This is a genomic window from Fimbriimonas ginsengisoli Gsoil 348 (genome assembly GCF_000724625.1).
Classification (GTDB): domain Bacteria; phylum Armatimonadota; class Fimbriimonadia; order Fimbriimonadales; family Fimbriimonadaceae; genus Fimbriimonas; species Fimbriimonas ginsengisoli.
Genome location: NZ_CP007139.1, coordinates 3128850 through 3143019, shown reverse-complemented (window position 1 = coordinate 3143019; position 14170 = coordinate 3128850). Strand labels below are relative to the sequence as shown.

The window sequence follows — 14170 nt, the reverse complement described above, 5'->3', positions numbered from 1 at the left end:
GGTAAAGAGAAATTCGTGAAAATTCGGACCGCTGGTCTCCAAACCGGCCTCCGGGCGAACGTGCGTTCGCGTCATCGGCGGGGGCGTCGACGCTACGTGGGGTACGTTACTGGGTTCATGGGGGGCCCGACCGAAGCTGACCGCCGTGCCCGGTGGGGGGTGTCCGCGATCTTCTTCGTCGACGGCGCGGGGCTGGGCGGGTATGTGGCCCACCTACCGGATATCTTGGCCCGGCTTCACCTCACGAACGCCGAGTTGGGCCGGGCGCTCCTCTTCTCGGCACTGGGCGCCATGACGACGATGCCGCTGGCGGGATCCCTGATCCACCGATTCGGGAGCCGATGGGTGTCTCTTGGAGCGGGATCGATTCTCCTAACTGTGCTCCCATTCGTCATGCTCGCCCCCAGCCTTTGGATCTTGTGTCCGGTTCTCTACCTCGTCGGGGCGTCGAACGGACAAACCGACGTCGGGATGAACACCCACGCAATGTCGGTCCAGGGCCGATTTCCTCGACCGATCCTATCGGCGATGCACGGCTGGTTCAGCGTGGGCGGCTTCGCCGGAGGGGCGGGTACCGCATTGGCGGCTCGACTCGGAGTAAGCCCGCCGGTACACATGATCGTCGCCTCCATCTTGCTAGCCGGGGTGCTCGTGGCCGGCGTCGCCGCGATGCTTCCGTCCGATATCGACAAAGAAGGGGAGGGACCTCGCTTCGCTCTGCCGAAAGGGGCCGTCCTCATGCTCGGAATCCTCGTTCTTTTGGCGCTCGCGAGCGAGGGAGCGATGTGGGATTGGTGCGCGGTCTATCTGCGCCAAGCCCTGCACGCGAAGACCGAGATCGCGGCGTTCGGTTTCGGCCTGGCGAGTCTTTCGATGGCGGTCGGACGATTTTTGGGAGACTCCTGGACCCACCGCTCTGGATACCGGCGCGTCTTGCGCGACAGCGCCCTGCTCACCGGCGCGGGGTTGCTTCTCGCCGTGAATCTCGCGAGCGTCCCCCTTTCCATCGTCGGCTTCGCCCTTACCGGGCTGGGACTTGCGAATCTGGTCCCCATCCTCTTCCGCGCCGCCGCCACCCTCCCCGGTCTCGCCGCCGGTTCGGGCCTTGCGGCGGTGACCACTCTCGGCTACACGGCCTTCCTCGGCGGCCCCCCCATCGTCGGCTACATCGCCGACCGGACTTCGCTCGCGTTCGCCTTAGGCTTGATCGCCTTCTGTTGCCTTGCGATCGCAATGAACAGCCGCCGAGCGGCGGCCACGCTGGACACGGGCACTTGACGGGCAATCATCCTGGTTCCGCCCCCCTATCCCGAAGGGATTACGTCCCCTAGCGAAGGGTTACCCGCTCCCGCGGGTTACCCTGGTATCGGCGACAGACACCTTTCCTACCTCGAAGAGGTTGCGTCCGGACGCAACCTCTTCGAGGTTGATGAGATTGGCGGCCCCGGTACCGGGGTAGGACTCCGCTACGCGGGGTCCTACAGTTCGCTAGGGGACGCAATCCCTTCGGGATAAGGGAAGCTGACCCTAAGCGAGCTCCAACACCTCCGTCGCCACCCGCTCCACAAACGACCTATCGTGCGAGGTAAAGAGGATGGCGCCTGGGAACTCCATCAACGCCGACTCCAGGGCTTGCACGGAGACCAGGTCGAGGTGGTTCGTCGGCTCGTCGAGCAGGAGGACGTTGGCGCTGGAGAGGAGCATCGAGACGATCTCCACCTTGGTCCGCTCACCGACTGACAACACGCCGACCGGGCGATCGGCGGCCTCGCCTCGGAGTCCGAGGCGGGCGAGAGCGGTGCGGGCGAAACGGTCCTCCTCCGAACTCTCCGGCTCGAGCGCCCGAATAGCGGGCAACTCGAGATTCAGGGCGTCTCGGGCCTGCGACAGAGTCGCCACTTTAGCATCGGAAGCCCACACCACTTCCCCGGCATCGGGCGACTCCTCGCCCAAGAGAAGGCGGAAGAGGGTCGTCTTGCCCGCGCCGTTGGGTCCGACCACCGCGATGCGCGAGCCGCGGAGCAGGGTGACGTTTAGGTTGTCGAAGAGACAGCGCCCTCCGTACGACTTCTTTAAACGTCGCCCCGCCAGCGCCTCCGCCGCCCGGAGCGGACGGGTCGGGAAGCGAAGGGTCACTTCATCCCCCACGTACGGCTTCTCGGGCGCCTCTTCCCTTCCCTTTTCCACGCGCGAGACGATCGCTTTGGCCCGCTTGTCCAGCCGGGCCTGCTTACCGGCGTAGAACGCCTTGAACTTGGGATCGTAGGTACGCCCGGTCGGTTTGCGGGTCATCTTGGCCGCCACCTGCAGCGTCTCCTCAGCGGCTATTCGCAGACGGCGATCTTCCTGTTTATGCCGTTCCCAGCTCTCTTGTTGCCGGGCATCGCGACGCTGCTTCGCCTCCACCATCGCGTTAAAATCTCCCGTGTAACTGGTGAGGCCGCCTCGCTCCAACTCGACCACGCGATCTGCGACGGCGTTGATGACGGTCCGGTCGTGGCAGACGATGAGTACCGCCTCCGGGCAGGTCGACAAGAACCTTTCGAGCCATTCCCGGGCGGAAACGTCGAGGTGGTTGGTCGGCTCGTCCAGCAACAAGATCGAGGGCTCGGCTGCCAACAAGGCCGCCAATGCGCCTCGCATTCGCTCCCCCAGGCTCAGGCTTGAGTACTGCTGTTGAAGGCGGGAAGGATCCAGGCGTAGCCGGTGCAGCGCCCGCGCCACGGCGTGGGGAGGCGCATCGGGAGAAGTGAGCTCCAACAGGTCGGCGAGAGACCCTTCGAATCCCTGCTCGAAATCTTGAGGCAGGTAGCCGAGCGCGTCACCCGCACCGCGGACGACCCGGCCATGGCTCGCCGCGAGGCGTCCGGCGAGGATGCGAAGCAGGATGCTCTTACCCGCGCCGTTACGTCCGACGAGCGCGACTTTCTCGCCCGGATCGAGCGAGAAATCGACGTTCTCGAACAACGGACCGACCCGAGGGTCGGGTGAATAGGACAGGCCAAACGCCTGTAGCATGATCAGAAACCTCCAAACGCAGAACCGAGCCATCCGTGGGATGGCGGAAAAAGAAAGCGGTCCGGGTAACTAGCTGAGGTCTGTCATAACATCGCGCTTTGGACGCGATAATTGAATTGTACCAAATCCCAGGACCGCCGGTCTCCAGACCGGCCCCCGGGCGAACTAACGTTCGCGATCATCGGCGGGGGCGCCGACGCTACGGAGGGTTGAATGTTAGGGCCATAACACGGTGAATTTGCCGGGGTTATGGTTTGGAATCCTTAACGTTGCGCAAACCTGCCGGCGCGGTCCCACGGTGGACGATGAGGGCGGTACGGAGGCACTTATGCAGCGCAGAGCATTCACCCTAATTGAGCTTCTTGTCGTGATCGCCATCATTGCGATCCTCGCCGCCATCCTCTTCCCAGTTTTCGCCCAAGCGAAGGCCGCGGCGAAGCACACCACCAATCTGAACAATGTCAAGGAGCTCGCGCTCGCGGGCATCATGTACGCGGGCGACGCGGACGACTACTTCAGCTGCAACTTCAACCACGACTCGCTGAACGACTACGGCGAACCCCAGGGACTCTGGCAGCCGTACATCAAGAACCGGCAGATCGTCTACGACGTAAACCGAACCCGGACCGGTTGCGATCAGTACATCGATCCCACCGGCCGCTGTGTCGGCTTCGCGCCGAACTTCGGCGTCTTCGACTACAACGGCGGAACCGGAATGTTCGAAACCTCCACGGACAACTTCCCCATCACGACCACGTTTGGCGGTACTCAGATGGGCCGAATGTGGAAAGGGCGAAGCATGACGAGTTTCGACGCTCCCGCCGAAATGGTGATGATGGTGACCACGGCGGACACGCCGATGTTTACCGACTCCTACTACTTCCAGGATGGCGACGGCCACCTCAAGACGCCGCGCAACGACGGGCGGTGGGTGCGGGCATTTGTGGATGGCCACGCCAAGACCGTTTTCTACGGCGCCTACAACCTGATGGGAACCTATATCCAGATGCCGAAGAGCCTGACGGACGCCAATATGCTGTGCCGTTCGCTCGACGCGGTCGAGACGGTTCCGACGGGCGCCGGCTCGCCCTTTACCGGCATGAAGTGCGGCGACATCAACGCCTACATCGTGGCCAACCGAACCCCTTGGTAGCATGAGAAAACGACCCGTTCGACTCTTAGCCGATCTGGGCCTCGTCGCCGCCGCCATTTCGGTGGCGGCGGCGCACGGGTGTGGACCAAAGGACGTCGCCGAAGAGACAAAGCCGTCCCAGGTGACCCAGAACATTCCGAAAGAACAGGCCGATAGGATCGCTGCCGATTTCAAAGGCTGGAAGCCTAAGAAATAGTTTCAGTTCGCGCCACGCCTGGCCGCTTTTCAGGCGTGGTTCGAACCTGGTGGGCGAATGTTTTTGTTACGGTCTTAACCCGTCGACCGGCCGATTGTTAGCGTTTTGAAGGCTTAACCCACCGTAAACGATCGCGTGTGAATCTGAGCATGCCACGGAGTCTCATATGCAACGCCGAGCTTTTACTTTGATTGAACTTCTCGTCGTGATCGCCATTATCGCGATCCTCGCTGCCATCCTTTTCCCGGTTTTTGCCCAAGCCAAGCTTGCGGCGAAGAAGACCAGCTCGCTCTCCAACGTGAAGCAGCTCGGTACCGCCAACCAGATCTACCTGGGTGACAACGACGATACAACCGTCTCCATCTGGGGAACCACGGACCCCGCGAACTGCGACTACACGCAGAAGAAATTCGTCGGTTGCGGCATCGAGTGGTGGATTCCGCTCTACCCGTATTTCAAGAGCATCGACCTGATCTACTCAAGCGAGCGGAACGATTTGGAGAACCCGAACTCCACGTCTAACTCGGCTCAGTACCGGCAATCGTTCGGCGCCAAAAAACTGTCGGCCTATGGCTATAACTGGGGACCGTTTGGCTGGCGCGGCGGCGGACTGCTGGAGGCCCAGACCGCGGTGGGCAGCATGAACCGTGGCAAGTCGGCCACCAGCGTAAGCGAGCCGGCCAAGGTGTTCGTCTTCGGCGACACCTACGATACGCCCCGCGCAACGGTTGGAATCGGCTTCTCGGGAGATGACTTCAACGGTTTCAGCAATCACGAGCTGCGGTACGGCGGCTCGTTCAACTACGCTTACCTCGACGGTCACGCCAAGGCGCTAAAGGTTCGGGGCGGCATTCTCCCCGGAGCTTTCAATAACCGCTGGATCATGCCGAGCGACGCCAAGCAGTGGGGCGGAGCCTACTGCTCCGATTCGACCGCGATCCTCGTTCCGGAGGACGGCAGCACGTCGAGTTTGAACACATCGCCTCGCCCGCCGGCGCTCGCTTGCGGCGACTTTATGCAGTGGATCGTCGACAACATCACGTCGCCGTGCGGCAACAATCCGTCCTCGGCTTGTTACTTCACGAACTAGGGCAGGAAATCTGCGAGTGCCTACGGGCCTGTCTTTTCAGATCTATCGAACTCCCCCAACTCCCTCCTCCACGTGGGGAGTTGGGGCGTTCTTCGACCACCTGTCGGGGTCGGGAAAGGTGGTGGCGCTTCAACCCCTGGTCGTCGACCCGGGGCTAAGTTCTGAAGACCCCTCCGGGGTCGCGATGCGGGTGATTCTGGCCGTTAGATCTGGGCCCCGAGTCGATTTACCGGGACCGATTTCATGTCGGAAATCCTTCGAGACGCTGCGATGGGTCAACAAATGATGAAAATGCTGAAGTTCGTGCTCCTCGCTTCGCTCGTCTTGTCGGTAGCTGCCTGTGGATCAGGCAGCTCCGGCGAGGCTGAGTGGGCCCGCAACGCCAAAGCCTCGCACAATCGCGGGGAAAATGGCGAAAAGTGATCTCCTACAAAAATCGTCGAATTGTTAAGATTTTTGGCGTTTGTCGCTTTACAATTGCACCGGGTCAAATTCGGAAAGAGCCGAGTTTGACTTGACGGACAAGGTGTCGTTAACCTCCACCTAACTTAGGTGGAGGTTAATCTGGCCCCCGTCTTTACAGCGGTGTAATTATCATGAAGAAAGGTTTTACGCTCATCGAGCTTCTCGTCGTCATCGCGATCATCGCGATCTTGGCCGCCATCCTCTTCCCGGTTTTTGCCCAAGCCAAAGCTGCGGCCAAGAAGACTCAGGCCGTCAGCAACTGCAAGCAGTTTGCGCTGTCGTTCATCATGTACAACACCGACAACGACGACACGTTCTTGGTGCAGCGAAACGACGACGCTCTTAACGATCGGGGTGAATTTCAATACATTCTCCAGCCGTACGTTAAGAATCGGGAGATTTTCTACGATCCGACGCGGACCCGCAGGGGCTGCGACACCTCGGTCGACCCGACCGGCCGCTGCCTCGGGTTTGCCCCGAACTTCGGCATCTACAGCTACAACAACGGCAACGGCATCTTCCACCTAGCCGAGTCGGATGCGCCCGAGTTCCCCGAGAGCTCCCGTTGGCGCGGCCGGAACGGTAGCGACTTCGCCCACCCGGCCGATACGATCATGGCAGGAGCAACGAACGACACCAATATGTACACCCTGTCGTTCTACTTCCAGACCGGTGACGGTACCGGCGTTTCCGCCTTGCGACACGGCGGACAGTATCCGATGGCGTTCGTCGATGGACACGCGAAGACGATCAAAATGTCCCGCTACTCCTTCCTCGCCGACGGGGACGACTTCGACATCATGCCGGAGAATGGGAACGACATTAAGAAGTACTGCTACAACGTGGACGCGATTCAGGAGCGCAACGGTGGATACGGGAAAGGGGTTCCGTGCGGGCAGGTGGCGGATATGATCACCCGGGACCGAGTCAAGCTATGACGCGAGCCCTCCTTCTCTTCGCGCTTGCCGCCATTCTGGTCGGGTGCTCCAGTGCGCCCGCGGACACCTCGACGACGGTCGTCAACAAGAAAAGCGACACCGCAAAGTCAAAGTAAATGGGCCGGCCTCCCACTTCTTAATGGGGGGCCGATTCATTTCCGCTGGCGCCGGGGGGATATCTGCCAAAATCACCCCCGACGATGTCCAGCGACGCTACCGGAATTTTTATTAATGAGACTCATACGTCGGCCGCCATTTGGCAGTACCGCGTGGAGAAGATGATCCTCGAGGGGAAAACCCAATTTCAGACCTACCAGATTGCGAATATTCCGCGATTCGGCAAGTCCCTTTTCCTCGACTACAACATTCAAACGTCGATCATGGACGAGTACGTCTTCCATGAGTGCATGAGCCAGCCGGCAATGACGTTGCATCCGAATCCGAAGAAGGTGTTGGTCTGCGGCGGCGGCGAGGGGGCCACCCTGCGCGAGGCGCTCAAGCACAACACCGTCGAGAAAGCGGTGATGGTGGATATCGACGAGGAACTCGTGGACATGGTGAAAGTCCACATGCCCGAGTGGCATCAGGGGGCGTTCGAGGACCCCAGGACGACGCTGGTGCACACCGACGCTCGGCAGTGGATCGTGGATCACTCGGATGAGAAGTTCGACGTCATCTTGAGCGACCTTCCGAACCCGCACGAGGACGGTCCGGGGCAGATGCTCTTCACCGAGGAGTATTTCCAGATCTGCGCCGACGCGATGAGCGACGACGGGGTCTTCGCAATGCAGGCAGGATCGGCGAACGAGAACTATCCCGCTTGCATGGCGTCCTGCATCAAGACCCTCGAAAGCATGGAGGTCTTCCAGCACGTGGCCGGTTACTACGGGATCGTCACGACCTTCTTCCAACCCTGGGGGTTTGTACTCGCCAGCAAGCGGCACGATCCTCTCGCGTTGGATCCCGAGGAGATCGCGCGCCGTTTTGCCGCCCGGGGAGTGAGCAACCGATACTACACTCCGCGCTTCCACAACGCCTGCTTCACCCTCCCGGAGTACTTGCACCGGGCGGTGGAAGAAGAGGGTCGGATCCTCACCGATGCCGAGCCGTTCGTCTGGACGGCATAGTGGCATGGGCTTCCAGCCCATGTGTATCACGACCATCCTGGTCGTGTAAATGGGCCAGGGGTAAGATGCCCCTGGGACCCACTGGCTGGAAGCCAGTGCCCCTTTAGGTAGGATGAGAGCGGAGGCATTCTTCCGCTGAGCTCTGCTCTCGAACTGCAAAACGTAAGCCGCACCTTTGAGAGCGGGGCGAGCCGTACCGCGGCATTGAATGGCGTTTCCCTTTCCTTTGTGCCGAACGAGATCGTGGCGGTGGTGGGGCCGAGTGGGTCTGGGAAGTCGACTCTGCTGCATCTTGCTGGCGCGCTCGATCTACCCACGGAGGGCAGGGTGCTTATCGGCGGACAGGAGACATCCAAGCTTAGCGAGGATGCGCGAGCGCGGTTGCGGCTGCGGTCGATCGGGTTCGTTTTTCAGTTCTTCAATCTGATTCCGACGCTTACCGCGCTCGAGAACGCGGCGGTGCCGGCGATGATCGCGGGCGAAAGGACGGATGCCGCGACGACGCTGTTAGAGCGGGTGGGGCTGAGCCATCGGCTAGATCATCGCCCGGAGCAGCTATCCGGCGGCGAACAACAACGGGTTGCGCTCGCCCGGGCATTGGTTTTAGGTGCGCCGCTCCTATTGGCCGATGAGCCGACCGGGAACCTCGACTCCACGGCCGGGAGCGAGATCCTCGCGATGCTGCGGGAGTTCAGGGAAGGACGGACGATCGTGATCGTCACCCACGATCCGAAGGTCGAGGCGTTTGCGGACCGCGTCGTTCGAATTACGGACGGTCGGGTGGCGTGAGGCCGATCCTGCTGGCCGGGGTTCGGCACCTCCTTCGACACCCGTTACGAGTTGTTCAGGTGATCGTCGCGGTGGCGTTGGGGGTCGCGCTCTTCGTCTCCTCGTTCACATCGATTTCCGGAATCCGAGCTTCGATCGTCCGAAACGCGAAGGAGGCGGCGGGAAACGCCCAGTGGAGAGTCTCCCGGGGCGGGGGGCGAGGAGTGCCGGAGGATCTTCTTGGGCGGATTCGATCGACCCCGAACGTGGTGGCGGCGCCGTTCCTCAATTCATCGGTAACGCTGCTCCGCCCCCGGGCGGGAAAGTTGGTGGTAGTCGGAGTCGATATGGGAAGCGACTCCATGCTTCGACTCTACGGGTCGAAGCGGGCGCTCGACCCCGCCGCATTGGCGCGAATGGTGCTAACTCCGGGAAGCATCCTGATTACTCGCCAATTCGCGGATCGTTACCGGCTGAAAGCCCGCGATAAGGTCCGGGTGGGAGCGCCGGAAGGGGCGAGCGAGCTCTCGATCGCCGGTTTCTTCGACGACCCGGGGGCGGCAAGCGCGGTGGAAGGGCAGATTGCGTTTATGGAGCTTCACCAAGCGCAGGCGATGGTCAAGGCGACTGGTTTGCTTGACTATATCGACGTCGCCGGCGTCTCTCAATCGGAGTTAAAGAAGGCGGCGCCCGGCTTCGTGGTGGAACCGGTTACCGCGCTGAGTCCGGCGGCTCAGGATGCTTTGGCGCAGATGGAATCGCTCTACGGCTTGAGCCTGGTCGCGATGCTGATCGGGTGCTTCGTGATCTTCGGTTCGGTTCAGGTCACGGTTCTGGAGCGGATCAAGGAGATCGCGACGTTCCGCGCGATCGGAGCATCTCGGGGGCAAGTGGTGGGAGCTCTGCTCGTCGAGTGGCTCCTCGTCGGCCTAATTGGGTCGGGGCTGGGAATTTTTACCGGCGCGTGGTTGGCGACTTCGATGCTCCGGATTGCAATGAGCACCGTGAATGCGATGGTGCCGGTGGTGAAGGGGGCAACGGCGGAAATGACCCCGAGCGCGGCGGCGGGTGGATTTGTCGTGGGGGTGGTGACGGTCTTGTTCGCGGCCATGCTGCCGGCGATCTCCTCGGTACGAGAGTCGCCGCTTCTTTCCCTCAAACCGCACATGTACCGGCTCAAGAACCGGCAGGCGCTTGGGTTTTGGTTAGGAGTCCCTCTGTTGGCAGCGGGCCTCGGCTTGTGCGCGCTGGTGGGGGTCTCGTTAGTCACGAGCCTGGCGGGGATCGTGCTCGCATTCTTGGGACTGGCGTTCGCGATGCCGTTTGCGGTGACGTTCGCCGCCGGACGGTTGAAGCGAGTGGCGGGGGCGCGGCTCGGATTCCCCGGCTTCCTTGCTACGGATAACGTTCACAAAGCTCCGCAGCGAACGGGGCTGAACGTTATCGCGCTGGGCGGGGCGCTGGGGATCATGGTGGCGACCTCGTCTTTGGTCCAGGGACTTGGGACGAGCACTAGGCGTTGGATCCACAACACCTTGCCGTTCGACCTGGCGGTGACCGCCTCGGATTTGGGGACGAGCGTCTATTCAAGCGAGACGATTCCCGACTCGCTGGTGCCTCGGATCAGAAATCTGAACGGGGTAACGCACGTTTACCGGGTTCGGAAATCGTTCGCTCGGCATGACACGGGCGACGTGATGGTCATCGGGATCGAGACGCGTCAGTACTTGGAGGCCCACCGGCGAAAAGGGACAAGCGACTGGGCGCGGCCGATCGCGGAGAATCAGGAGGCGTTGCTCGATGGTTCGGGAGCTTTCGCGTCGGAAAACTTTCTCGCGCTCAATCACCTCCGGATCGGGGAGTCGTTCAAGCTCACGACGCCATCGGGGGAGCGGAGCTTTAGAATCCTTGGCTCGGTCGAGGATTACTCTTGGCCGCGGGGGACGATTGTGACCGATTTGGAGACGGTACGGCGGCTTTGGAAAGACCCGAACCTCTCGTATATCGACGTGCAGGTCGACCGACCGGAGCGCATGGCGGAAGTTCGGGCCAATATCGGGGAGCTTACGCGCGACCAGTACGCGCTCTTCATCTTCGACCGAAACCAGATCGTCAAGGTGGCCGATGATGTGTTGCAACAGACGACGGCAGTGGCGAACGTTCAGGTTTGGCTGGCGGCGCTCATCGGGTTTCTGGGGATTGGGAACAGTTTGGCGATGAGCGTGCTTCAGCGAAAGCGCGAGATCGGATTGCTGCGGGCGGTGGGAATGAGCCGGCGTCAGCTACAGCAGACGGTGATCGCGGAGGCGCTGCTGGTCTCCATCGCCTCGGGAGTGATGGGAATGGCGGGCGGACTCGTTGGGGGCTGGATCCCGCTTCGCTACTTCACCTTTAGCGTCACCGGCTATCTTTTCCCGCTGGTGATCCCGTGGGCGCACATGGGAATCGTGTTCGCCTGCGCCATCGTCATCGGCCTCATCGCCAGCATCCTCCCGATGCGGCAGGCCTCCGCGATCCCAGTTCTGTCCGCCATCGCGTACGAGTAAGGGAAGCGTCGGCGCTTAACGCGAAGCGTTGTAGCCGCAGGTTGGCTCGTACCTGCGCCCGGCGTACGGAAGGTGCACCGGAATCATCGGCGAGGGCGCCGACGCTACGACGAAAAGCTCTCGCGCAGGTACGAGCCAACCTGCGGCTACACCATCTCAACTAAGCGTAGCCCTACTGAAACCGCCCGTCTGACCCATCATTGGACCTATAAGGACGCGCTGGAGAGTCGACTTCGAACGCTGGAGGTACCATTTAGTGTCTTCTTTATCGAAGGAGATCCGCGGCAGCGTCGCCGCTTGACAAGGAAGAACAAAGATGTTTCGACGGGTCTATTGGGTCACGGAGTACGTTTATTCAGACGGCAACTCCGACGTTCACGGCGTTTATACGTCCATTCCTAACCTTATTCGACAGGGCCTCAACCGGCCCGACGGGGCGCGATTGCGTCTTACCCTCACAAAACTCGACTGCGAGCAGGACCCGTTCGGGACTTGGCTCGAGCCGAATTTCGACGGTCTCGCCGACCGGCTCGACGAATTCGTCCGCACAGACGAGTTCTCGCGGGACCAGTGCCAAGCGTTGCTGAGCACCCTGCTTCGAGAAGCCAAGGCAGCATAAATTAAGAAGCCCCGGTCTTTGGCCGGGGCTTCTTTGGCATTTTTGTGTAAGCCGTCTACTTTGGCTTAGCGCCGGGCGTCGCCTTTCCGGGCGCAGGGGCCGTTCCGGTCGGAGCGGGGCCGCCAGGAGCGCCGCCGGGACCGGCCGGGTTGCCGGCGGGCGCGGGAGAGGACTTCTTCAACTCGTCCATCATCGCCGTCCACGGCTTGTTCAGGTGATCCGGAACGACTTCGATTTTGGCCGCTTTCATCTTCTCACCTAGGCGGCGCGGAAGGTCGTTTGCCAAGGAGCCTCGGCTCTTCTTAAGCTCGCGCTGAACCTGCTTTTTCTTTTCTTCCGTCATTACGATCGGCTTCGCGGGGGCCTTGCTCTGGACAAAGAACTTGATCCAGGTTGCCCCTTCGTGGATCCACGCCGTAGCCTTGCCCGGAGCGGTTTTGGCCACGAGATCCTGAAGCGGTTTCGGCATTCGGTCGACGACGTTCTCAGGGTAGGCGCCGCCGGTCTCCTTGATACGGGGGTCGACGCTATAGCGGATAGCGACGGTTTGGAAGTTTTGTCCGGCCGCCAGGTCTTGGTCGGCTTGCTTCTTCTTGGCATCGTCTTGAAGGGCGATGACCAGGAGATTTGCCCGAGCCGGTTCGGAGAACTGCTTGGGGTTTTCCTTGATGTAGGTCTCTACTTCCGGCATCGTAACGACGACACCCTTGGTCACCAGATTTTCTCGGGCGAGTTCGAACAGAATGTCGTTCCGCAGCATTTTCATCGTGTAGCCACCCTGTGAAATCATTCGGGTCGCATAGTCCGGCTGCTGTTTGGTCCGCTCGTCGAGTTCCTTGGTTACGTCGGCGTCGGTAGGAAGCACGCCGTCTTCTTTCGCCATCTGGAGGATGATCCGGCGCTCGACGATGTCTCGCAGCCCTTGGAAACCAACCGAGCCGACGGTGGGAACGCGCTGAGGTCCCTGCCCCCCGTTAACGAACACCATGTTCATTCTCTCGAGGTAGTCGTGGTAATCCTGGTCGGAAATCGGTTCGCCGTTGACGGTGGCAACGGCGGCGGACGAACTTGCGGCCTCCTTCTTGGCGCACCCGATAATGCCGGAAGCGAGGAGTGCGGCCGCAACGGAAAGATAGCTTAACTTCAAATCGATATAGTCTCCCGAAGGGATTGGAAAGATGCGCCGGACGCTAATAGCGACCCGCAATAGGTTACCAACAATTTGTTGAGCGACAACGGTTCCTAGGCGGAAGGGGGAATGCGGAGGGCGGAGGGGTTTGAGGGGGAACGGGCGAGAGGCACTCTAAGGCGCGGAGGCGCAAAGGGGGGATAGGAGGCGACCCTGATACACGCGGCTTGGCCGCCTTGCCACTTCGTAACGCTTGGTTAGACGGGGCTGACGCCGACTACTTGGCGCATGAAGTTGCGGAGGCGGGACATGGCTTGGGTGTGGAGCTGGTAGACGCGGGACTCGGAGACTCCGAGGACTTTGCCGATTTCCTTGAACGTAAGACCTTCCGAGTAGTAAAGGGCTACTACCAGTCGCTCTCGCTCCGGGAGCTTGTCGACCCCTTCGGATAGGAGGCGGCGGATTTCGCGACCTTCCACTTCCCCACCGGTGTCGCTGCTGTCGTCGGCGAGCATGTCCACGAAGTGAACCGATTCCTCACCGTCGCCGGTACCGAGGATGTCGTCGAGACTGTAAACGTTCGTTCGGCCCATGCGGACCATCAGCTCGCCGACTTCTTGGCGAGTAATTCCCAGATCGTCGGCCACTTCCTGCTCGGTCGCGGGGCGGCCCATGCGCGATTCGAGCGACATCATCGCCCGGTCGAGCGCCTTCAGACGCTCTCTAATGGAACGGGGGACCCAGTCCTCGCTGCGGAGCATCTCTAAAATAGCGCCGCGGATGAGGGCGATGGCATAGGTTTCAAATTTGACGTCTCTCGTCGGGTCGAACTGGTCGACGGCCTTGATGAGGCCGACGACGCCGGCGCTAATAAGGTCCTCTCGCTCGAGGCCGTTCGGCAGACTGGTCACAAGGCGGCCGGAAGTGATCTTTACGAGATAGGCGTAATGGTTGATCAATTCGACGCGCGCATTCGGGCTTCGAAATACTTTAAATTCCTGCCAGGCTTTATTTAGTTGATCCGGAGTCAGCGGCATTTTTTCCCTACAAATAACGCGGTCGTCTTCAGTTTGACGCACCCGCAAGCAAAGTTGGAGCTCATCTGAGGCCACCTTTTTAAG

The 14170-nt window shown here is 61.0% G+C and carries 12 protein-coding genes; 9 read left to right on the top strand and 3 right to left on the bottom strand.

Features of this window, described 5'->3' with window-relative positions:
- Positions 1-15: 15 nt before the first annotated feature.
- Positions 16-1278, top strand: a complete 1263-nt coding sequence (locus OP10G_RS14175) for an MFS transporter (protein WP_144241165.1) — start codon at positions 16-18, stop codon at positions 1276-1278.
- Positions 1279-1527: 249 nt separating this feature from the next.
- On the opposite strand, the gene abc-f is transcribed toward OP10G_RS14175, so the two are convergent.
- Positions 1528-3018: a ribosomal protection-like ABC-F family protein gene (abc-f, locus tag OP10G_RS14170; RefSeq protein ID WP_025225222.1), complete on the bottom strand. Its 1491-nt coding sequence runs from the start codon at positions 3016-3018 to the stop codon at positions 1528-1530.
- A gap of 328 nt (positions 3019-3346) precedes the next feature.
- On the opposite strand from abc-f, the gene OP10G_RS14165 reads away from it, so the two are divergent.
- The 8 genes from OP10G_RS14165 to OP10G_RS14130 all read left to right on the top strand — a co-directional run bounded on the left by OP10G_RS14165 (position 3347) and on the right by OP10G_RS14130 (position 11920).
- Entirely contained in the window at positions 3347-4171 is an 825-nt protein-coding gene (locus OP10G_RS14165) for a prepilin-type N-terminal cleavage/methylation domain-containing protein (RefSeq protein ID WP_025225223.1), read from the top strand.
- Between the two features lies 1 nt (position 4172).
- Complete coding sequence (locus tag OP10G_RS14160) at positions 4173-4367, top strand: hypothetical protein (RefSeq protein ID WP_025225224.1); 195 nt, start codon at positions 4173-4175, stop codon at positions 4365-4367.
- 187 nt (positions 4368-4554) lie between these two features.
- Positions 4555-5457: a hypothetical protein gene (locus OP10G_RS14155; RefSeq protein ID WP_265101626.1), complete on the top strand. Its 903-nt coding sequence runs from the start codon at positions 4555-4557 to the stop codon at positions 5455-5457.
- Between the two features lie 596 nt (positions 5458-6053).
- Positions 6054-6860, top strand: coding sequence for a prepilin-type N-terminal cleavage/methylation domain-containing protein (locus tag OP10G_RS24720; RefSeq protein ID WP_025225226.1), 807 nt, complete (start codon positions 6054-6056; stop codon positions 6858-6860).
- Between the two features lie 200 nt (positions 6861-7060).
- On the top strand, positions 7061-7987 hold the full coding sequence (locus OP10G_RS14145) for a fused MFS/spermidine synthase (protein WP_025225227.1): 927 nt from the start codon (positions 7061-7063) through the stop codon (positions 7985-7987).
- Between the two features lie 204 nt (positions 7988-8191).
- The gene (locus tag OP10G_RS14140; RefSeq protein WP_227624929.1) at positions 8192-8776 is read left to right on the top strand and encodes an ABC transporter ATP-binding protein; all 585 of its coding nucleotides are present in this window, start codon (positions 8192-8194) and stop codon (positions 8774-8776) included.
- Positions 8773-11301 (top strand): FtsX-like permease family protein, encoded by a 2529-nt coding sequence (locus OP10G_RS14135; protein WP_025225229.1) that lies wholly within the window; start codon positions 8773-8775, stop codon positions 11299-11301. The genes OP10G_RS14140 and OP10G_RS14135 overlap by 4 nt, the downstream gene beginning before the upstream one ends.
- Before the next feature lie 316 nt (positions 11302-11617).
- Positions 11618-11920, top strand: a complete 303-nt coding sequence (locus tag OP10G_RS14130) for a hypothetical protein (protein ID WP_025225230.1) — start codon at positions 11618-11620, stop codon at positions 11918-11920.
- 55 nt (positions 11921-11975) lie between these two features.
- On the opposite strand, the gene OP10G_RS14125 is transcribed toward OP10G_RS14130, so the two are convergent.
- The gene (locus tag OP10G_RS14125) at positions 11976-13067 is read right to left on the bottom strand and encodes a peptidylprolyl isomerase (RefSeq protein ID WP_144241164.1); all 1092 of its coding nucleotides are present in this window, start codon (positions 13065-13067) and stop codon (positions 11976-11978) included.
- A gap of 239 nt (positions 13068-13306) precedes the next feature.
- Positions 13307-14008: a FliA/WhiG family RNA polymerase sigma factor gene (locus OP10G_RS14120; RefSeq protein WP_265101625.1), complete on the bottom strand. Its 702-nt coding sequence runs from the start codon at positions 14006-14008 to the stop codon at positions 13307-13309.
- Positions 14009-14170: the final 162 nt, after the last annotated feature.

Excerpts from the sequence above, each read along its gene's own strand:
- abc-f (WP_025225222.1), bottom strand. The coding sequence starts at position 3,018 with ATGCTACAGGCGTTTGGCCTGTCCTATTCACCCGACCCTCGGGTCGGT.
- OP10G_RS14165 (WP_025225223.1), top strand. The coding sequence starts at position 3,347 with ATGCAGCGCAGAGCATTCACCCTAATTGAGCTTCTTGTCGTGATCGCC.
- OP10G_RS14160 (WP_025225224.1), top strand. The coding sequence starts at position 4,173 with ATGAGAAAACGACCCGTTCGACTCTTAGCCGATCTGGGCCTCGTCGCC.
- OP10G_RS24720 (WP_025225226.1), top strand. The coding sequence starts at position 6,054 with ATGAAGAAAGGTTTTACGCTCATCGAGCTTCTCGTCGTCATCGCGATC.
- OP10G_RS14145 (WP_025225227.1), top strand. The coding sequence starts at position 7,061 with ATGTCCAGCGACGCTACCGGAATTTTTATTAATGAGACTCATACGTCG.
- OP10G_RS14130 (WP_025225230.1), top strand. The coding sequence starts at position 11,618 with ATGTTTCGACGGGTCTATTGGGTCACGGAGTACGTTTATTCAGACGGC.